This window comes from Amycolatopsis sp. FBCC-B4732 (assembly GCF_023008405.1).
Lineage (GTDB): Bacteria > Actinomycetota > Actinomycetes > Mycobacteriales > Pseudonocardiaceae > Amycolatopsis > Amycolatopsis pretoriensis_A.
This window is the reverse complement of the sequence record NZ_CP095376.1, coordinates 7,470,457-7,488,903: the sequence shown is the minus strand read 5'-3', so window position 1 is coordinate 7,488,903 and position 18,447 is coordinate 7,470,457. Positions and strand designations below refer to the sequence as shown.

The window sequence follows — 18,447 nt, the reverse complement described above, 5'->3', positions numbered from 1 at the left end:
GTGACGCGTCGCTGGTCCGGGGTGATCGGCGAATACCTCCGGCGATCGGTTCCCGCAGCGGGCGTTAACGCAAGCAACTACTTGTGGGCAAAGCACGACACGGGGGAACCGGGCATGGCAATGTCTGCGTCGTAGGGCCGTACAAACGAACAAGCCTGGTACGGACGACCATCAATCTTGCGAAGGGGGTTCCGGCATGTCTGTCGGATTCCAGGGAACACCGGCTCAGTTCACCGAGGCCGAAGGCCGCGTCACCGAGGTGCGCGCCAGCATGGACCAGAACCTGTCCACGCTGCGCGACCGCATCGAGGCCACCCGCGCCGGCTGGCAGGGCGAGGCGCAGAAGGCGTTCGACCACGTGATGATGCGGTTCGACGAGGACGCCCGCGGCATGAACCAGGCGCTGCAGAAGATCGCGGAGCTGCTCAAGGAAGCCGGCTCGAAGTACGAGCGCTCCGAGCAGCAGCAGCAGGAGATCATGCAGGCCGTGAACCGCGGCTTCGACCGCCTCGGCTGAGTCACACCCCGTTCACCCCAGACCACCTGACTTCCGCACTTTTCGAAGGAGCACACCATGCCTGATGGCGCCGGCATTGTCGTCAATTACCAGACCATCCACACGGCCGCCGAGGACTGCAGCACCACCGGCAACGAGCTGCAGCAGGCGTTCGACCGTCTGAAGGACGACCTCAAGCCGCTGGTCACCACCTGGACCGGTTCCGCGAAGGACCAGTACGACCAGGCCCAGCGCAACTGGGACCAGAAGTTCGAGGACCTGAAGCAGGTTCTGGCGCAGATCGCCGCCGCCCTGCCGCAGATCGCCGACGGCTACCAGAGCACGGACAAGGCCGTCGAGGGCCTGTTCTGAGCCGCTAGCCCCGGGAACCACGGCGGGCCCGCACTCCGGTGCGGGGCCCGCCGTTTTCCGTTGTGCGGCAAGCGAATTCCCGGCGACGGGAAAGTGGCCGGCGGGAAAACCCGGCGGGGCGGGGCTTTCCGGCGCCGCCCGGTCAGTGCGGGGCGCCGACCTCGTACTCCGGCCGGTCGTTGAGCACCCGCACGGTCACCTTCTTCTCCTGCCCGCCGATCGTGACCGTGCAGTCGAAGGTCGTTCCGTTCCGGGCCGCTTCGTTCGACGGGCACTGCGCGTTCTTCACGTCCGGCTCGCCGTAGTTCTCGTTGAGGACCTTGACGACACCGTCCTGAAGGGACTGTTGCTCCAGGACGTCGCCGCGGAACGCGCCGAGCAGCCACGCCGCTCCGCCGCCGACTACGAGCACCAGAACCGCCGCGCCCGCGATCAGCAACGGCTTCTTGGACTTCGGCTTCTTCGCCGGCTCCGGGGTGAACGCGCCGAGCCCGCCGTACTGCGCCGGCTGGAACCCGCCGCCGAACTGCTGCCCGGGCTGGCCCTGCGCCGGCCGGTCGGCCGCGGGCGTACCCGGGTGCTGCTGCGGCGTCGGCTGGGACGGCGGCTGCCACGGAGCCGGCGCGCCCGGCTGCCACGGGCCCGAGAACGACCCGGACGTGCCCGGCTGCTGCCCCTGGTTCCACTGGCCCGTGTAGGAACCCGTGCCCGGCTCGGCGTTCTGCTGCTGCCACTGCCCGGCGTGCAGGCCGGTCGCCTGCTGCTCCGGCTGCCAAGCGGGCGCCTGAGCGGGCTGACCAGGCTGGTTCGGCTGCGGCTGCCACCACTGCGGCTGCTGCGGGTCCGGCGGCTGGGTCATCGGAGTTCACCTCGAGTCGTGGTCACGCCTCAGCTGCCCTGCGCTTCGCCGAGCCGGCGGTAGAAGTCGTTCATGGCGGCGCGGTCCGGCAGCACCGTGATCTGCGACGCGTCGGGCAGCTTCGGCATGTCCTGCAGGCTCGCCTTGCCGGTGAACCGGAAGTCGTACTTCAGCTCGACGTTGTGGCCGTCGCCGGAGAACTTCGCCTCCATGCCGAACGAGACGAGGCTGCCGTCCGGGTTCAGCGTGATCGTCGCCGGGACCGGCGCCTTCTTCAGCTCCGGCCCGACCTGGTTCGTGATGCTCGGCGGCAGGATCTCGACCTTGTTCTTGACGAAGACCTCGAACGGCACGGTGACCGTCAGCGCGGTCTTGCCGTCGCCGAGGCTCTTCGCGCCGCGCACGGCCCGCTTGTCGGCCTTGTAGGCGTCGACGGTCGAGTCCGCCATCCGGCACGGCGTCAGCACGCCGCCCCACACGCACGGCTGGACCAGCCCGGCCTCCGGCTTCGGCATGGAGACCCACGCCGTCGGCGAGACGCCCTTCTGGACGTACATCGGGCCGAGGTAGGTGTACTCGACCGTGCCGTCCGCGGGCGTGTACGTGTCGATGATCTCGTCGGGGTTCTTCTGCGAGCGGTGCCGCACCGCGCGGCTCTCCGGGCTGCCCGTGCGGGCCGACGTCACCGTGCTGTGGATCCACTTGTCGTCGAACTTGAAGTAGGCGTCCAGCGAGTTGGTGACGTCGCGGGTGTCGGTGATGGCGTCGCCCAGCTTGCCGATCACCTGCTCGAACTTGCCGCCCACGTAGTCCGCGGCGTCGTCGCCCTTCGCCAGCGCGGTGCCCGCCTTCGCCTGGCCGCAGGCGCTGACCAGGGCCAGGAGGGCAGCCAGGACGAAGATCGCCGTCGGTCGTTTCCTCATGCCGTCCCCTGCTCGCGTGTGCCGCCCGGATGATCCCATCCTCGCGTGTCGTGGCGACGCGTGCAGGCGGTTCGGCCGGAAAACCGGGTAGAGTCCGGCTGCGCCCGGGCCGGTGGAAGCCTAGTATGGGCGCTCCCACCCACCCCCGATGCACGGGCGCGGTGGACGTGGGGGTATCTTCATATGTCGTTGTGCGTTGCGGCGCATCAGCGCTAGGCCCGCACAGAACCCACACGCAATGTTGACGACGAGGTAGACCCTTGCCCACGTACAGCCCCAAGCCCGGCGACGTCACTCGTGCCTGGCACGTGATCGACGCCGAGGATGTCGTGCTCGGCCGGCTCGCGACCGAGGTCGCCACGCTGCTGCGCGGCAAGCACAAGCCGACCTACGCCCCGCACGTGGACACCGGTGACTTCGTCATCATCGTCAACGCCGAGAAGGTCGCGCTCACCGGAAACAAGCGCGAGCAGAAGTTCGCGTACCGGCACAGCGGTTACCCGGGCGGTTTGCGGAAGCGCTCGTTCGGCGAGCTGCTGGACACCAAGCCCGAGCACCTTGTCGAAAAGGTCGTCAAGGGCATGCTGCCGAAGAACAAGCTCGGCCGCGCCCAGGCGAAGAAGCTCAAGGTGTACGCCGGCCCGCAGCACCCGCACACCGCGCAGCAGCCGCAGGTGCGCGAGATCACCAAGATCGCGCAGGTCGCGCAGTGAGTGAGGAACAGTCTGTGACCAGCACCGAGCCCGAGACCCCCGAGGTCGTTGAGGCCACCGAGGCGACCGAGACCGGCGCCGAGGCCACCAGCGAAACCCCGGTTGCGACCAGCGAAACCCCGGTTGCGACCAGCGAGTCGGAAGCCGCGCCGCGCCCGTCGCGGGCCGCCGGCGGCAACGCGCAGACGGTCGGCCGCCGCAAGGAAGCCGTCGTCCGCGTCCGGGTCGTCCCGGGCACCGGCGAGTTCAAGCTCAACGGCCGCACCCTCGAGGAGTACTTCCCGAACAAGGTGCACCAGCAGCTCATCAAGGACCCGCTGGTCCTGGTCGAGAAGCCGGACTCGTTCGACATCTTCGCCAACCTCCACGGTGGCGGCGTCTCGGGTCAGGCGGGCGCGCTGCGCCTGGCGATCGCCCGTGCGCTCATCGAGGTCGACGCCGACGACCGCCCGGCCCTCAAGAAGGCCGGCTTCCTGACCCGTGACGCGCGCGCCACGGAGCGGAAGAAGTACGGCCTCAAGAAGGCCCGCAAGGCCCCGCAGTACAGCAAGCGCTGATCGCGCCCTCAGGCGCAACCCACCGGAGCGCCCATCCGTCCATCGGATGGGCGCTTCGGCGTTTTCACCGGTCCGTCAGGATCGCTAGGTTGTCGTGGTGGTTCCCCAAGGAGGTCGATCGATGGCACGCCTGTTCGGTACCGACGGGGTACGTGGCCTGGCCAACGCCGAGCTGACGCCGGAGCTGGCGCTCGCACTGGCGGCCAGCGCCGCCCGCGTGCTCGCCGCGCACGACCGCTCGCACCGGCCGGTCGCCGTCGTCGGCCGTGACCCGCGCGCCAGCGGCGAGATGCTCGAAGCCGCGGTGGTGGCGGGTCTCACGTCCGCCGGGGCCGACGTCCGGCTGGTCGGCGTCCTGCCCACGCCCGCGGTCGCGTACCTGGTCGGCGCGCTCGAGGCCGACCTCGGCGTGATGATCTCCGCGTCGCACAACCCGATGCCCGACAACGGCATCAAGCTCTTCGCCGCGGGCGGGCACAAGCTCCCCGACGGCATCGAGGACGAGATCGAGGCCGGCCTCTCCGGCGACGCGATCCGCCCGACCGGCAGCGGCGTCGGCCGCGTCGCCACCGTCGACGACGCCCTCGACCGCTACGCCACCCACCTGCTCGGCGCGACCCCGAGCTCGCTCGCCGGGCTGAAGGTCGTCGTCGACTGCGCGAACGGCGCTTCCGCCGCGGCCGCGCCCGAGGTCTACCGCCGCGCCGGCGCCGAGGTCGTCGCGCTGCACGCCGACCCCGACGGCGTCAACATCAACGACCACTGCGGCTCCAACCACCCCGACGAACTGCGCGAGGCCGTCGTCGCGCACGGCGCCGACCTCGGCATCGCGCACGACGGCGACGCCGACCGCTGCGTGGCCGTCGACTCCGCCGGCGAGCTGATCGACGGCGACCAGATCATGGCGGTGCTGGCGCTCGCGCTGGCCGAGGCCGGCGAGCTGACCAAGGACACGCTGGTCGCGACCGTGATGAGCAACCTCGGCCTGCACCTGGCGATGAAGGCCAACGGCGTCAACGTCGTGACGACGGCGGTCGGCGACCGGTACGTCCTCGAGGAGCTCCGCGCCAGCGGCCTCGCCCTCGGCGGCGAGCAGTCCGGCCACGTCGTGCTCCCGGCCCACGCCACCACCGGCGACGGCCTGCTCACCGCGTTGCGCCTGATGAGCCGCATGGCCGACACGGGCAAGTCGCTGGCCGACCTCGCCGCCGTGATGAACCGGCTGCCGCAGGTCCTGGTGAACGTCCCGGTCGCGGACAAGGCGGCGGTGGCGGACTCGAGCGAGGTCCGCGACGCCGTCGGCGCGGTCGAAGCCGAGCTGGGTGAGGAGGGCCGGGTGCTGCTGCGCCCGTCCGGCACCGAGCAGCTGGTCCGCGTGATGGTCGAGGCCCCGGCCCAGGCCACCGCCCAGGCGGCGGCCGACCGGCTCGCGGGCGTCGTCTCAGCGGTCTCGTAACCGGTCGTGAGTGTTCAGGCGGGTTCTAACCCGCCTGACCACTCACGACCACCCGCGCCGAGGCCAGGCCGTGGAACACCGGGTGGGTCTTCCAGGCCACGTCGGTGACGTCGCAGCCCGGCGCCAGGACCTTCGCCAGCGCTCCCAGCGCGACCTCGCCCTCGGCGAGCGCCACCCCGGAACCCGGGCACGCGTGGCGGCCCAGCCCGAACGGCAGGCCGTCGGCCAGCGAGACCGCCACCGGACCGTCGGCGCCGAAGCGCAGGACGTACCGGGCCGGGCAGATCTCCGTCACCAGCTCGCGCACGGACCTCGGCCCCGAGGTGGCCAGTGCCAGCCCGGCGCAGGCCAGGAAGTTCAGCGAGTTTTCGTAGGCGGCGTGCGCGAGCACCACCGGGGTGAACGTCAGCTCGTCCTCGTCGAGCCGCCCGTCCGCATGCGCCTCCCGCAACGCCGTCAGGCCGCCCGGCCCGGCCGGGGTGCGGCTCAGCTGCACCGCGAGCCGGAACGCGGCCGCCTGCCCGGCCCGGTCCGTGCCGCCGAAGACGTCGAGGTTCGCCGTCGTCGCCTCCAGGCGGTCCAGGAAGGCGTCGTCGAGGGGGATCCCCAGCACCGCCGACGTCACCGCGCCCGCCACCGGCCGCGCGAAGTCGCGCACGAGGTCGAATGCCGGGCCCAGCCCGGCCACCACGGCCTCGATCCCGGCGAGCACCGGCGCCGGCAGCGGCTCCAGCCCGGCGATGATCTCCCGCAGCACCCCGCGCAGCCGCGTGTGCCCCTCGCCGTCGCGCAGCAGCACGCTGGGCGAGCCGCCACCGGGGTCCGACGTCAGGTCCGGCGAGCGCAGGGCCCGCGCGCTCGCGTCGCGTCCGGTGACGACGCCGATCCCGTGCTCTTCGAACTGGTCCATCGCCCGCCAACGGTAGGGCAGGATGGGGCCGTGCCGCCCGCAGCCGTCCCGGACGAGGTCCTGGCCACGCCGTTCACGGACCACCTGCTCCGCAACGCCGCCGAAGACCGCCCGGCCTTCACGTGCTTGACCTTCCCCGGACCGGCGGAGCACACGCTGACCTGGCCGCAGGTGCTCGCGCGCGTCCGCGGTGTCGCCCGCGAACTGCGCCGCCACACCCGGCCGGGCGACCGCGTGGCGATCGTCGCCCGCCAGGACCTCGAGTACGTCGTCGCGTTCCTCGGCACGCTCTACGCGGGGCTCGTGGCGATGCCGCTGTCCGTCCCGACCGGCCGCACCCACGCCGCCCGGATCGAATCGGCCTTCGCCGACGCCGGTCCGGCGGTGTGCCTGACCTCGAAGAACCTGCTCGAGAAGACGGCCTCGCTGGCCGGTGCGCCGGACGTCGTGCTCGCGCTCGAGGACATCGGGCCCGACGACACCGAGCCGCCCGCCGAAGTGGCGATGTCGGACCCCGCCTACCTGCAGTACACGTCGGGCTCGACGCGGCGCCCGGCCGCCGCCGTGATCTCCCACCGCGCGCTGGTGGCCAGCTGCTGGCAGACCACCCGCTGCTACCACGCCGACGCGTCGACACCGCTGGCCGGCTGGGTCCCGTTCTTCCACGACATGGGGCTGGTCCTGCTCATCGGCACGCCGGTCTTCCTCGGCTCGCGGTCGGTGTTCTTCACGCCGATGGAGTTCGTGCGCGACCCGCTGCGCTGGATCCGGCTGCTGGCCGGCTACCCGGGCGCGATCACCGCGGCGCCGAACTTCGCGTTCGACCTGGCCGCCGAAGCGGCGGGGGAGCTGGAGGCCGTCGACCTCTCGCACGTCAACTCCGTGCTCAACGGCAGCGAGCCCGTCCGCGCGGCCACCGTCGAGGCGTTCGAGCGGGCGTTCGCGCCGTTCGGGCTGCCGCGCGCGGCGCACAAGCCGTGCTACGGGCTGGCCGAGGCGACGGTCTTCGTCACGAGCACCGGCGACGAGGGCGCGACCGTGACGACGTCCGAGCGCGGCGAACCGCTGGTGTCCGCGGGGCGGCCGTACGGGCAGCGGATCCGGATCGTCGACAAAGCGACCGGCGAGCTCCGGCCGGACGGCGAGGTCGGCGAGATCCAGGTGTCCGGCCCGAACGTCGCCGACCGGTACTGGGGCCGGGAGGACCCGCTGGCGGCCGACGGCTGGCTGGCCACCGGGGACCTCGGCTTCGTCCGCGAAGGACTGCTGTACGTCACCGGCCGGCTCAAGGACCTGATCATCGTCGACGGCCGCAACCACTACCCGCAGGACGTCGAGGCCACCGTCGAGGCCGCGCACCCGGCCGTGCGGGCCGGCCGGGTCGCCGCGTTCGCCGTCCGGGACGCCCGCGGTGAGGGGGTCGCGGTCGTGGCCGGCTGCGCGGCCCCGGACGAGTCGGTGGAGAAGGCCGTGCGGCGGGCCGTTTCGGCGGGGCACGACCTGCCGCTGCGTGGCCTGTGGCTGGTCCCGCCGGGCGCGGTGCCGCGGACCTCCAGCGGCAAGGTGGCCCGCGCCGCGGCCCGCGACCGCTGGTGGGGCGAGAATGAGCGGCATGGCTGACCCGGGCGCGTACGTCGAGGAGCTCAGGCGGATCATCTGCTTCGCGCTGGAGATCCCGCCGGAGCGGCTGACCGACGTCACGCCGTTCGACGAGCTGGGCATGACGTCCCGGCAGCGGATCCAGCTGCTCGCGCGGGCCGAAGTCACCTACGGCGTTTCGGTCGACCTCGACGAGCTCGACCGGCTGGTGGACGTCCGCGGCGTGGCCGAGGTGATCGCCGAGGCGGTCGCCGCGCAACGCCCGACCGGGTGAGGCGCAGTTCGGCAAAGCCCAGGTAGGGCGCGGGGCCGACCGCTAGACTCTGTGTGCATCTGCGACGGCACCGAACGGCGGCCGGGCGCGTCACAGTCTTGAAAACCCGAGCCAGGGACTGTGGGATCGAAGGGGGCAGCGACCATGCCAGACGGGTATGCAGCGAGTTCGGAAGCGATGACGCGGGCGCAGGTCCGCCTCGCGGACGCCGCCGACGACCCGGGGGCGGAAGCGAAGAAGGTCGCGCCGACCGAGATCGCCGCCGCGGACTTCGGCCGCGTGCACCAAGAGGGCTTCGGGAAGTACAAGGCCGGGATCGACGAGATCGGCGCGGGCATGACGGGGCTGTCGAACGCCCTCATGAACCTGGGCAGCGGGATCGGGACGGCCGGGGGCAAGTACACCGCGCAGGAGCAGAACGCGAGCGCGACGGCGAACCAGGCCGGGGGTAACCGCTGATGGCTGAATGGGCCGAAATCAAGAAGGTCCTCGACGACCCGAACGTGTCGATGGAAGCCAAGTCCAAGCTGATGGACGAGTACGGCGAAGACACGTTCAACTTCAGCGACGAAGAAGAAGAGTACGCGAAGAAGTACATCGAGAACTACTCCGACAACAGCTGGACCAACGACTGGCTCCCGGGATCGTCGGACGACGTCGACGAAGCGCTGAAGGAAGCCCAGCAGGAAGCCGCGGCCAAGAACCAGGAGCACCAGCGCGACACCGCGGCGCGGGACGACGCGAAGAAGAACCTCGACGGGATCGCGACGCCCACGCTGGGGGCCGGCGCGAAGAGCTCTGACGAACTGCTCGACCAGGGCAACGTCGCGGTCGACCTGCTCGCCAAGTGGACCGACGAGGTCTGGAACCAGATCAAGGGCGAAAACACGAAGATCGATTCCAAGACGGAGCTCAAGGACAAGTTCCACGAGAACCGCGGGATCCAGTTCCAGAAGTTCCTCACCGAGGCCGACGACCTGACCAAGGCGCACAAGGTCGTCGAGGATTCGCTGAGCAAGAGCGACACCGAGCTCCAGACCCTCTTCGGGGAGTGGAAGGGCAAGGGCGCCAACGCCGCGGAGATCAAGTACGACGAGACGATCAAGCCGCACGCCAAGGAGCTTTCGCAGCAGATCGACGGCGCGGCGAAGCTGATCCCGCAGACCGTGACGCACGTCTACGACGCCGTCAAGAAGAAGGTCGACGAGGTCCTGCAGCTGCACCGCCCGGTGATCGCCGAGGCCGACATCCCGATGGCCAAGGACGTCCTCAAGGTCGCCAACGGCGAAACCGACGAGTTCGACGACTTCATGAAGGTCGCGGGCTGGATCGACGCCGTGAACGCGAAGCACAACAACCAGTCGAACCTCGCCGAGCGCCTGCAGAACGACGACTGCGGCTTCAACGACGAGAACAAGGAGTACGGCCGCCAGGTCACCCGCTTCTGGCGTGACGGCGCCTTCTCGACCGAGTACAAGAGCCTGATCAACGCCTTCAACGGCTCCTGCAAGTCCGCCAAGGACACCATCGACCAGCAGTTCGGCGCGCTGGCGCGGTTCATGGACGGCTACCGCAACCAGCTGACCGAGGCGAAGAACGAGGGCGGCGGCGACAAGGGCGGCGACAAGGGCGGCAACACCGGGGGCGGCGACAAGGGCGGCAACACCGGCGGGGGTACCGGTGGCGGCACGGGCGGCGGGACCGGCGGGGGCACCGGGGGCGGCGGCACGACGCCGTCCGCGGCCGAGCCGCCGAAGGCCGAGGAGCCCGCGAAGCCGGAGGAGGGCAAGAACCCGATCACCGGCAAGCCCCTCGAAGTCGACCCGTCGACCGGCGAGCCGTACCCGATCGACCCGAAGACCGGCGAGGCCATCAAGGACATGGACGACACCGACACGGTGTCGGTCAAGAAGGGCGACAACACGATCGAGATGTCCGAGCCCGACAAGGAGGGCAAGCAGGACATCTCCGTGGACGACGGCCACGGCAACAAGAAGGACTACCACCTCGACTGGGGTGACGACGACAAGGCCGAAGCGGGCAAGGACGGCGCCAAGGACGGCGCCAAGGCCGACGGCAGCTTCGGCCCGCAGGGCAGCCAGCAGGCGGTCAAGGAGGGGCAGCCCTCGGCCGACGGCAGCTACAAGCCGGGCCCGGACGGCAAGATCCACATCCAGGACGGCAACCTCAAGATCACGGCCGAGCGGCCGGAGGGGCCCGACGGCCCGACGATCGTGACGGTCGACGACGGCAAGGGCGAGCCGACCACCTACACGCTGGACGAGAAGGACGACCCGAAGACCGGCGACCTCAAGGGCGACGGCAAGACCGACCCCGCGGCTTCGGACGTCAAGCACGACCCGAAGGCCGAGCCGCCGGTGACGAAGGACCCGTCGCCGCCCAACCCGGACCCGGGCTTCACGCGCAGCGAAGCGGCCGGTGGCGGGGGGAGCGGGTTCAGCGCTCCGGGCGGCGTGGACGTCAGCGGTGACTTCGGTGGCAGCGGCGGTGGCGGGGTTGTCGCGGCGGAGCCCGCCGTGGCGATGGCCGACGCGGGTGCCGGGGCCGACGCGACTTCGACGGCCGGGGCGAGCGACTTCGGTTCCGCCGTCACCGGTGGCGGCGGGACGGCGGACTTCGCCGGCGCGGTGTCGCTCGACCCGGGTGCGCAGACGGGCAGCGACGCGTCGATGCCGATGTCCGACGGCAGCGGCCTGGGCGCGACCCCGGTCGACGCCGGCGCGCACCAGGCCGCGGCGAGCGGCTCGTCGAGCATGAGCGGGATGAGCGGCATGGGCGGGATGATGGGCGGCATGGGTGGCGCCCCGGGCGGCGGCGGTGGCGGCGGCGACCAGCAGCGCGGGCCCAGCCAGTACCGCATCGAGGGCGGCGTGTTCGAAACCAGCGGCGCGAAGGGCCGGATCAGCGGCTCGCTCGACGACGAGGGTGACCGGTCGATCCGGTACGACCGGTGACGAGGGCTGAGGAGAGCCGATGACCAGCGCCGAAGACCGATATCGCACGGCGATCTCGACGATGGACGCCGCCGCGCGCGAGCAGGACGAGCAGCGGGGGCTGCGCGACCGCCACGTCGCCGAGGCCAAGGAGCAGGCCAGCGCCGGGCTGCAGCGGGAGATGGCCGCCGCGCAGAAGTACGCCGAGCACATGGACGAGCTCAACAAGCGCAAGCAGAGCGCGGGCGGCTGGGCGACGGAGAAGACGCTGGCCGACAAGTCGCGCGAGTCGCTGATGGAGTTCGGCGTCCAGGACGAAGAGGCCGACACCGGCTACACGGCGTACCCGACGCCGAGCTACGGGACACCGGTCCCGGCCGCGGTGGCACCGCGTCCCGAGCCCGTCCCGGAGCCCCCGGCACCGGAGCCGCCCCGGCGGGGCCGGCACGCCCGCCAGCCGGACGACGACGACGATTTCTCCAGCACCAGCTGGCTGGTGTGAGGAAGGGCCCGGCTCCGGCCGGGCCCTTTCCGCGTCAGTGCGCGGGTTCTTCCTCGCGCTCGATCGGAGCGCGCTTGACGTCCGCTTCGAGCAGGGGCCGGTACTTGTCGGTGCCGGTCAGGTGCGTCAGGAAGAAGGCGGTGAACAGCGCGCGGGTCAGCTGCTGCGTCCCGCGGTGCGGTTTGCCGTGCATGATCAGCTGCGACCAGTGCCTGCCCTCGGTGACACCCAGGTGCGACGCCTTGCCGAGCAGCCGCAGCTGGACGTCGTCGCCACCCCAGGCGTTCGCGATGGCTTCGGCGTGCCCGACGGCGGGCGCGACCAGGTCACCCTCGGCGGCGAGGTGCATCCCGGGCACGGTGATGGCCTTGGCGGCCTCGTGCGCGGGCGGCAACGTCTGCGCGGCGGTGATGGTGGCGACGGCCTTGATCCGCGGCTGCTCGGCCCGCGCGTCCTGCGCGGCGGCGAGCACGGCGGCGCCACCCCCGGCCGAGTGCCCGGCGAGCCCGAGCTTGGCGGGGTTGACGCTGATGCCATCGGGCCCGAGCCGCACGGTGGTGACGACGTCGAGGGTCGTCAGCAGATCGGCGGCGAGCAACCGGTGCGACGGCAGCGGCCCTTTTTGGGTGGCCGGCGCGGCGGCGACGATGCCCCAGCTGGCGAGGTGCCGCAGCAGCTGCCGGTAGCGATCGGGGGGCTGCAGCCACCCGTGCCCGAAGGCCACGGCGGGCAGGCCGAGACCGGCACGGGGGGTGAAGACGACACCGGGCAGCCCGACCAGGGCGAGATTCCCCCGCAGAACCTCGTGCGGACCGGGGTGCGTCAACTCCGCGAGCAGCTGCTTGGGCTTGCTGGCCATGGCCGGAACCCTACTGTGCGAAGGGGCGAGAGGCGCGCCCGCCGCCCCGGCACTCCACCCAGCCCCCTCCCCCACCCCGATCCGAAGCCCAGAACCCGTCCGTAGTCACAAACAAGCTTCGGGGTGGCGGGTCACCAAAGACACGTCCGGGTGACAGTGCATTGGTCCGAACCACCACCCGGTCCATTCTCCCAGGTCAAGCACCCTTTCCGGACCCCATCACTCCGGCGAACATCCCTCGTTAGGCTGGTGCGCGTGTGTGGAATCGTGGGATATGTCGGGCACCGCCCGGCTCTGGACGTCGTCCTCGGCGGGCTCCGGCGCATGGAGTACCGCGGGTACGACTCGGCCGGGGTCGCGGTCCTCGACGGGGCCGGTGCGCTGACCGTCGAGCGCAAGGCCGGCCGGCTGGCGAACCTGGAAGCTCGGCTCGACGAGGTCGGGCGGGACGCCTTCGCCGGGACCGCCGGCATGGGGCACACCCGCTGGGCCACCCACGGCGCGCCCGTCGACCGCAACTCGCACCCGCACCGGGACGTCTCGCAGCGCGTCGCCATCGTGCACAACGGCATCATCGAGAACTTCGCCGCGCTCCGGGCCGAGCTCGAAGCCGACGGGGTCGAGATGGCCAGTGACACCGACAGCGAGACCGCCGCGCACCTCGTCGCCCGCGCGTACAGCGACGGGGACACCAAGGGTGACCTCGCCGCCAGCGTCGCCGCTGTCTGCCGGCGGCTCGAAGGTGCCTTCACCCTGGTCGTGACGCACGCCGACGAGCCCGACACGATCGTCGCTGCGCGGCGGTCGTCGCCGCTGGTCGTCGGGGTCGGGGACGGGGAGCACTTCGTCGCCTCCGACGTCGCCGCCTTCATCGAGCACACCCGCGAGGCCGTCGAGCTCGGGCAGGACCAGCTCGTCGTCATCACGCGCGAGGGCTACGAAGTCCTGGACTTCCACGGCGACGCCGCCCAGGCCAAGCCGTTCACCGTCGACTGGGACCTCTCCGCCGCCGAAAAGGGCGGCCACGAGTACTTCATGCTCAAGGAGATCGAGGAGCAGCCCGAGGCGCTGGCCAACACGCTGCGCGGGCACTTCGAGTCCGGCCGCATCATCCTCGACGAGCAGCGCATCTCCGACCAGGACCTCCGCGACGTCGACAAGGTCTTCGTCATCGCCTGCGGGTCGGCCTACCACTCCGGCCTGGTCGCCAAGTACGCCATCGAGCACTGGACGCGGCTGCCGGTCGAGGTCGAGCTGGCGTCCGAGTTCCGCTACCGAGACCCGGTGCTGGACCGCGACACGCTGGTCGTCGCCGTGTCCCAGTCCGGCGAGACGGCGGACACGCTCGAAGCCGTCCGGCACGCGCGTGAGCAGAAGGCGCGCGTCCTCGCCGTCTGCAACACCAACGGCGCGCAGATCCCGCGGGAGTCCGACGCCGTCCTCTACACCCACGCCGGACCCGAGATCGGCGTCGCGTCGACCAAGGCGTTCCTCGCCCAGATCGCGGCCAACTACCTGGTCGGCTTGGCGCTGGCGCAGGCCCGCGGCACGAAGTACCCGGACGAGGTCGCGCGCGAGTTCGCCGAGCTCGAGGCCATGCCCGCGGCCGTCCAAAAGGTACTGTCCACTGTGGACCAGGTGCGTGACCTCGGCCGCCGGATCGCGGACTCGAAGGCCGTCCTCTTCCTCGGCCGCCACGTCGGGTTCCCGGTCGCCCTCGAAGGCGCGCTGAAGCTCAAGGAACTCGCGTACATGCACGCCGAGGGCTTCGCGGCCGGCGAGCTCAAGCACGGCCCGATCGCGCTGATCGAGGACGGCCTGCCGGTCGTCGTCGTGATGCCCTCGCCCAAGGGCCGCGCGGTGCTGCACTCGAAGCTGGTCTCGAACATCAGCGAGATCCAGGCCCGCGGCGCCCGCACGATCGTGATCGCCGAAGAGGGCGACGAGACCGTCCGGCCGTTCGCCGACGAGCTCATCGAGGTCCCCGCGGTGCCGACGCTGCTGCAGCCGCTGGTGTCCACCGTGCCGCTGCAGGTGCTGGCGGCGGAGATCGCCCGCGCCCGCGGGTACGACGTCGACAAGCCGCGTAACCTGGCGAAGTCCGTGACTGTTGAATAACACAGCGTAGAGAGGCCCCGCCGTGCAGGGAATCTGGACCACGGAACGGATTCGCGAGGCGGAGAGGCGGGCGTTCGCCGTCACACCCGACGGCGAACTCATGCGCCGGGCGTCGTTCGGGCTCGCGGTGCAGATCGCCGACCTGCTCGAAGACCGCACCGGCGGGGTCTCCGGACGCCGGGCCGTGCTCCTGGTCGGCTCGGGCGACAACGGCGGTGACGCGCTCTGGGCAGGCGCCTTCCTCCGGCGACGCGGAGTCGCCGTCACGGCCATCCTGCTCAAGCCCGAGAAGGCGCACGCCGGAGGACTCGGCGCGCTCAAGCGAGCCGGTGGCCGCGCGGTGCCCGCCGCGGACGGTCCACAGTGGATCGCGAAGGCCGACGTCGTGGTCGACGGCATCGTCGGGATCTCCGCGAGCGGCTCGCTGCGCCCGGACGCGGCCCGGCTGGTGGACCTGGTCGAAGCCCCGATCGTCGCGGTCGACCTGCCCAGCGGCGTCGACCCGGACACCGGGGCCGTCGACGGCCCCGCCGTGAAAGCGACCCGCACGGTCACCTTCGGCGCGCTCAAGCCGGTGCACGCGCTCGCGCCCGCCCACTGCGGCGAGGTCGTCCTGGTCGGCATCGGCCTCGAGCTGACCGACCCCGACCTGCGGCGGCTCGACGTCGCGGACGTCGCCGCGGCCTGGCCGGTGCCCGGACCGGACGACGACAAGTACAGCCAGGGCGTGGTCGGCATCGCGGCGGGCTCGGCGACGTACCCGGGCGCGGCGGTGCTGGCGGCGGGCTCGGCGGTGCGCGCGACGTCGGGCCTGGTGCGCTACGCCGGTCACGCGGCCGACGTCGTCCGGTCGCAGTGGCCGGAGATCATCGCGACCGGCACGGTCGCGGACGCGGGCCGCGTCCAGGCGTGGGCCGTCGGGCCGGGCATCGGCACCGGCTCGGACGGCCGCGACGTCCTGCGGCACGTGCTGGGCCAGGGCGTCCCGGTCTGCGCGGACGCCGACGCGACGACGATCATCGCGAAGTCCCCGGACGTCCTCGACGCCCGCGACCCGGACACGCCGCTGGTCCTGACCCCGCACGCGGGCGAGTACGAGCGCCTGATGGGCCGCAAGCCGGGAGCGGACCGCGTGACAGCGGCGCGTGAAGCGGCGAAGAAGTACGACGCGGTGGTGCTGCTGAAGGGCCACGTCACGGTCGTGGCGGCCCCGGACGGCCGGGTCGCGGTGAACAAGCCGCACGGCGCCTGGCTGGCGACGGCGGGCTCGGGCGACGTCCTGTCCGGCCTGGTCGGGGCCCTGCTGGCGGCCGGCCTGGACCCGTGGCTGGCGGCGGCGATGGCGGCCCACGTGCATTCGCTGGCGGGCGCGATCGCGGCCCAGAACGCCCCGACCTCGGCGTCCGGCCTGGTCCACGCGATCCCGGAGGCCATCCGCGCCATCCGCTCCCTCACCCCCTGACCGCACGCACTTTCACGTGAAAGTGATCCGGAGTGTGTGCTCCGGAACACTTTCACGTGAAAGTGCGCAGTGGGGGCGTGGGAAGAGTTATCGAGTTCTCTGTTAACTCTGCGCGGGAAATCTGGTAAGAATGCCGTGTGAGCGGCGGCACAGCACCCGGAGACCGGAAGACCCGGCCGTCCGACGCTGCCGTCGAGCAGCGGCGGCAGGGGATCCTCGACCACGTCATCGAGCAGGGCGAAGCACGGATCGACGACCTGACCGCCCGCTTCAAGGTCAGCCTGATGACCATGCACCGCGACCTCGACGACCTGGCCGAACGCCGGCTCCTGCGCAAGCTGCGCGGCAAGGTCGAGGCCTACCCGGCGCTCACCATCGAGTCCGCCGCCCGCTTCCGCGACACCCTCCACCACGACGAAAAAGACGCGCTCGGCGAGGCCGCCGCGAAGCACGTCCACCCCGGCCAGACCGTCTTCGTCGACGACTCCACCACGCTGCTCCCGCTGGTCAAGCGGCTGGCCGAGGTCGACGCGCTCACCGTCGTCACGAACTCGCTGCACGCCGCCCGGCTGCTCGGCCCGAAGGTCGACGTCGTGCTGGCGGGCGGCCGGTACTCGCCCGAGTACGACTCCTGCGCCGGTCCCGAGGTGCTGAACCTCCTGGACTCGATCCGCGCCGACGTCTCCTTCGTCTCGGTCACCGCGGTCGCTGTCGGGCGGCTCTTCCATCCGGACCGGGACTACGCCGAGCTCAAGAAAGCGGCCCTCAAGGTCGCCAACCACAACGTCCTCGTCCTCGACCACTCGAAGTTCGGCCGCACCGCCACCTACGCGCACGGCGACGTCGGCGACTACGACCTGCTGATCACCGGCGAAGCCACGCCGACCGAGGAGATCGAGGCCGCGCTCAACGCGGGCACCGCGATCGAGATCGTCGAACACGTCGCAGAGGGGCAGCCCTATGACAGCTGAACTGGTCGCCGGCATCGACTCGTCCACCCAGTCGACCAAAGTCGTCGTGTGCGACGCGAGCACCGGTGAGATCGTCCGCACCGGCCGCGCGCCGCACCCCGAGGGCACCGAGGTCGACCCCGCCGCCTGGTGGGACGCCTTCCAAGAGGCCACGAAGGGCCTGCTCGACGACGTCAAGGCCATCGGCGTCGGCGGGCAGCAGCACGGCATGGTCACCCTCGACGAGCACGACGAGGTCGTCCGGCCCGCGCTGCTCTGGAACGACACCCGTTCCGCGCAGTCGGCGCTCGACCTCATCGCGGAGCTCGGCGGGCCGTCGGTCTGGGCGAAGTCCGTCGGCTCGGTGCCGGTCGCCAGCTTCACCGTGACGAAGCTGCGCTGGCTGGCCGACCACGAGCCCGAGCTGGCCGACCGGGTCGCGCGCGTGCTGCTGCCGCACGACTGGCTGACCTGGAAGCTCACCGGCGGCGACCCGGTCACCGACCGCGGTGACGCGTCCGGCACCGGCTACTTCTCGCCGTCCGACAACGCCTACCGCCTCGACGTCCTGAGCCACGCCTTCGGCGGCCGGACGCCGGAGCTGCCCGCCGTGCTCGGCCCGGCCCAGGCCGCCGGCCACACGGCCGACGGCGTGCTCGTCTCGGCCGGCACCGGCGACAACATGGCCGCCGCGCTCGGGCTCGAACTGCGGCCCGGCGACGTCGTCGTGTCGCTCGGCACCAGCGGCACCGTGTTCGGGGTCGCCGAGACCGGCGCGGCCGACGCCACCGGCGAAGTCGCCGGGTTCGCCGACGCCACCGGCCGCTTCCTGCCGCTGGCCTGCACCCTCAACGCCGCCCGCGTGCTGACCGCGACGGCGTCCATGCTCGGCGCGACGCTCAGCGAGTTCGACCGGCTCGCGCTGGCCGGCGAGCCCGGCGCCGAGGGCCTCACGTTCCTGCCCTACCTGGACGGCGAGCGCACGCCGAACCTGCCGGACGCCACCGGCTCGCTGACCGGCCTGACCAGGGCCAACATGACCCCGCAGAACCTCGCGCGCAGCGCCGTCGAAGGCATGCTCTGCGGCCTCGCCGCCGGTCTCGACGCGGTGCGCGCGCACGGTCTCGACGTCCGCCGCGTGCTGCTGATCGGCGGGGGCGCGCAGTCGGCCGCCGTCCGCGCGGTCGCGCCGCTCGTGTTCGGCGTCCCCGTGCAGCTGCCCGAAGTCGCCGAATACGTCGCCATCGGCGCGGCGCGGCAGGCGGCGTGGGCACTGACCGCCAGTGCGGAACCGCCGTCCTGGCAGAAGAACCAGAAGCTCCGGCTCGAGCTGGACGAGCCGACCGAGGCGCAACGCGCCGCGGGCCACCGGATCCAGCAGCGCCACCTCGAAGCCCGCGAAGCGGCGCACGGGGTCCGGCGGAATCTCGGAGAGGACTGACC

Annotated in this window: 18 protein-coding genes; 14 read left to right on the top strand and 4 right to left on the bottom strand. The window is 71.7% G+C overall.

Annotated elements, in window-relative coordinates; translation table 11 throughout:
* The first annotated feature begins 196 nt into the window (after positions 1-196).
* Together MUY14_RS33185 and MUY14_RS33180 are read left to right on the top strand one after the other, a co-directional pair.
* Positions 197-517, top strand: a complete 321-nt coding sequence (locus MUY14_RS33185; protein WP_247015052.1) for a WXG100 family type VII secretion target — start codon at positions 197-199, stop codon at positions 515-517.
* A 57-nt stretch (positions 518-574) separates the two neighbouring features.
* On the top strand, positions 575-868 hold the full coding sequence (locus MUY14_RS33180; RefSeq protein WP_247015050.1) for a WXG100 family type VII secretion target: 294 nt from the start codon (positions 575-577) through the stop codon (positions 866-868).
* Positions 869-1,010: 142 nt separating this feature from the next.
* Here MUY14_RS33180 and MUY14_RS33175 read toward each other — a convergent pair whose 3' ends face one another.
* Entirely contained in the window at positions 1,011-1,727 is a 717-nt protein-coding gene (locus tag MUY14_RS33175) for a DUF4333 domain-containing protein (RefSeq protein ID WP_247015048.1), read from the bottom strand.
* A 29-nt stretch (positions 1,728-1,756) separates the two neighbouring features.
* On the bottom strand, positions 1,757-2,650 hold the full coding sequence (locus MUY14_RS33170; RefSeq protein WP_247015046.1) for a hypothetical protein: 894 nt from the start codon (positions 2,648-2,650) through the stop codon (positions 1,757-1,759).
* 260 nt (positions 2,651-2,910) lie between these two features.
* On the opposite strand from MUY14_RS33170, the gene rplM reads away from it, so the two are divergent.
* The 3 genes from rplM (at position 2,911) to glmM (ending at position 5,376) form a co-directional block, all read left to right on the top strand.
* Positions 2,911-3,363: a 50S ribosomal protein L13 gene (gene rplM / locus MUY14_RS33165; protein ID WP_086857631.1), complete on the top strand. Its 453-nt coding sequence runs from the start codon at positions 2,911-2,913 to the stop codon at positions 3,361-3,363.
* Positions 3,364-3,377: 14 nt separating this feature from the next.
* Positions 3,378-3,920 carry a 30S ribosomal protein S9 gene (gene rpsI / locus MUY14_RS33160; RefSeq protein ID WP_247015044.1) on the top strand — a complete coding sequence of 181 codons (543 nt, stop codon included), beginning with the start codon at positions 3,378-3,380 and terminating at the stop codon, positions 3,918-3,920.
* 121 nt (positions 3,921-4,041) lie between these two features.
* Positions 4,042-5,376: a phosphoglucosamine mutase gene (gene glmM / locus MUY14_RS33155; RefSeq protein ID WP_247015042.1), complete on the top strand. Its 1,335-nt coding sequence runs from the start codon at positions 4,042-4,044 to the stop codon at positions 5,374-5,376.
* Positions 5,377-5,401: 25 nt separating this feature from the next.
* Here the strand turns inward: glmM and MUY14_RS33150 are convergent, their stop codons facing one another.
* Positions 5,402-6,286, bottom strand: a complete 885-nt coding sequence (locus MUY14_RS33150) for a cytochrome P450 (protein ID WP_247015040.1) — start codon at positions 6,284-6,286, stop codon at positions 5,402-5,404.
* A gap of 30 nt (positions 6,287-6,316) precedes the next feature.
* On the opposite strand from MUY14_RS33150, the gene MUY14_RS33145 reads away from it, so the two are divergent.
* The 5 genes from MUY14_RS33145 to MUY14_RS33125 all read left to right on the top strand — a co-directional run bounded on the left by MUY14_RS33145 (position 6,317) and on the right by MUY14_RS33125 (position 11,615).
* The gene (locus tag MUY14_RS33145) at positions 6,317-7,906 is read left to right on the top strand and encodes a fatty acyl-AMP ligase (protein ID WP_247015038.1); all 1,590 of its coding nucleotides are present in this window, start codon (positions 6,317-6,319) and stop codon (positions 7,904-7,906) included.
* A complete protein-coding gene (locus tag MUY14_RS33140) occupies positions 7,899-8,159 on the top strand; it encodes an acyl carrier protein (protein ID WP_247015036.1) in 261 nt (86 codons plus the stop codon). The genes MUY14_RS33145 and MUY14_RS33140 overlap by 8 nt, the downstream gene beginning before the upstream one ends.
* Positions 8,160-8,336: 177 nt before the next feature.
* Entirely contained in the window at positions 8,337-8,618 is a 282-nt protein-coding gene (locus MUY14_RS33135; RefSeq protein ID WP_247015034.1) for a hypothetical protein, read from the top strand.
* Entirely contained in the window at positions 8,618-11,134 is a 2,517-nt protein-coding gene (locus MUY14_RS33130; RefSeq protein WP_247015032.1) for a WXG100 family type VII secretion target, read from the top strand. The genes MUY14_RS33135 and MUY14_RS33130 overlap by 1 nt, the downstream gene beginning before the upstream one ends.
* 19 nt (positions 11,135-11,153) lie before the next feature.
* The gene (locus MUY14_RS33125; RefSeq protein WP_247015030.1) at positions 11,154-11,615 is read left to right on the top strand and encodes a hypothetical protein; all 462 of its coding nucleotides are present in this window, start codon (positions 11,154-11,156) and stop codon (positions 11,613-11,615) included.
* Between the two features lie 34 nt (positions 11,616-11,649).
* Here the strand turns inward: MUY14_RS33125 and MUY14_RS33120 are convergent, their stop codons facing one another.
* Entirely contained in the window at positions 11,650-12,474 is an 825-nt protein-coding gene (locus tag MUY14_RS33120; RefSeq protein WP_247015028.1) for a chlorophyllase/cutinase-like alpha/beta fold protein, read from the bottom strand.
* 255 nt (positions 12,475-12,729) lie between these two features.
* Between MUY14_RS33120 and glmS the strand changes: the two genes are divergently transcribed.
* The 4 genes from glmS (at position 12,730) to xylB (ending at position 18,445) form a co-directional block, all read left to right on the top strand.
* Positions 12,730-14,592: a glutamine--fructose-6-phosphate transaminase (isomerizing) gene (gene glmS, locus MUY14_RS33115; protein WP_247015026.1), complete on the top strand. Its 1,863-nt coding sequence runs from the start codon at positions 12,730-12,732 to the stop codon at positions 14,590-14,592.
* 22 nt (positions 14,593-14,614) lie between these two features.
* The gene (locus tag MUY14_RS33110; RefSeq protein WP_247015024.1) at positions 14,615-16,054 is read left to right on the top strand and encodes an NAD(P)H-hydrate dehydratase; all 1,440 of its coding nucleotides are present in this window, start codon (positions 14,615-14,617) and stop codon (positions 16,052-16,054) included.
* 137 nt (positions 16,055-16,191) lie between these two features.
* Positions 16,192-17,025, top strand: coding sequence for a DeoR/GlpR family DNA-binding transcription regulator (locus MUY14_RS33105; RefSeq protein WP_247015022.1), 834 nt, complete (start codon positions 16,192-16,194; stop codon positions 17,023-17,025).
* On the top strand, positions 17,015-18,445 hold the full coding sequence (gene xylB, locus MUY14_RS33100; RefSeq protein ID WP_247015020.1) for a xylulokinase: 1,431 nt from the start codon (positions 17,015-17,017) through the stop codon (positions 18,443-18,445). The genes MUY14_RS33105 and xylB overlap by 11 nt, the downstream gene beginning before the upstream one ends.
* Positions 18,446-18,447: the final 2 nt, after the last annotated feature.

Coding starts and splice junctions, on each gene's coding strand:
- MUY14_RS33175 (WP_247015048.1), bottom strand. CDS start 1,727: ATGACCCAGCCGCCGGACCCGCAGCAGCCGCAGTGGTGGCAGCCGCAG.
- MUY14_RS33135 (WP_247015034.1), top strand. CDS start 8,337: ATGACGCGGGCGCAGGTCCGCCTCGCGGACGCCGCCGACGACCCGGGG.
- MUY14_RS33140 (WP_247015036.1), top strand. CDS start 7,899: ATGGCTGACCCGGGCGCGTACGTCGAGGAGCTCAGGCGGATCATCTGC.
- MUY14_RS33120 (WP_247015028.1), bottom strand. CDS start 12,474: ATGGCCAGCAAGCCCAAGCAGCTGCTCGCGGAGTTGACGCACCCCGGT.
- MUY14_RS33150 (WP_247015040.1), bottom strand. CDS start 6,286: ATGGACCAGTTCGAAGAGCACGGGATCGGCGTCGTCACCGGACGCGAC.
- MUY14_RS33185 (WP_247015052.1), top strand. CDS start 197: ATGTCTGTCGGATTCCAGGGAACACCGGCTCAGTTCACCGAGGCCGAA.
- MUY14_RS33180 (WP_247015050.1), top strand. CDS start 575: ATGCCTGATGGCGCCGGCATTGTCGTCAATTACCAGACCATCCACACG.
- MUY14_RS33170 (WP_247015046.1), bottom strand. CDS start 2,650: ATGAGGAAACGACCGACGGCGATCTTCGTCCTGGCTGCCCTCCTGGCC.
- MUY14_RS33125 (WP_247015030.1), top strand. CDS start 11,154: ATGACCAGCGCCGAAGACCGATATCGCACGGCGATCTCGACGATGGAC.
- MUY14_RS33130 (WP_247015032.1), top strand. CDS start 8,618: ATGGCTGAATGGGCCGAAATCAAGAAGGTCCTCGACGACCCGAACGTG.
- xylB (WP_247015020.1), top strand. CDS start 17,015: ATGACAGCTGAACTGGTCGCCGGCATCGACTCGTCCACCCAGTCGACC.
- glmM (WP_247015042.1), top strand. CDS start 4,042: ATGGCACGCCTGTTCGGTACCGACGGGGTACGTGGCCTGGCCAACGCC.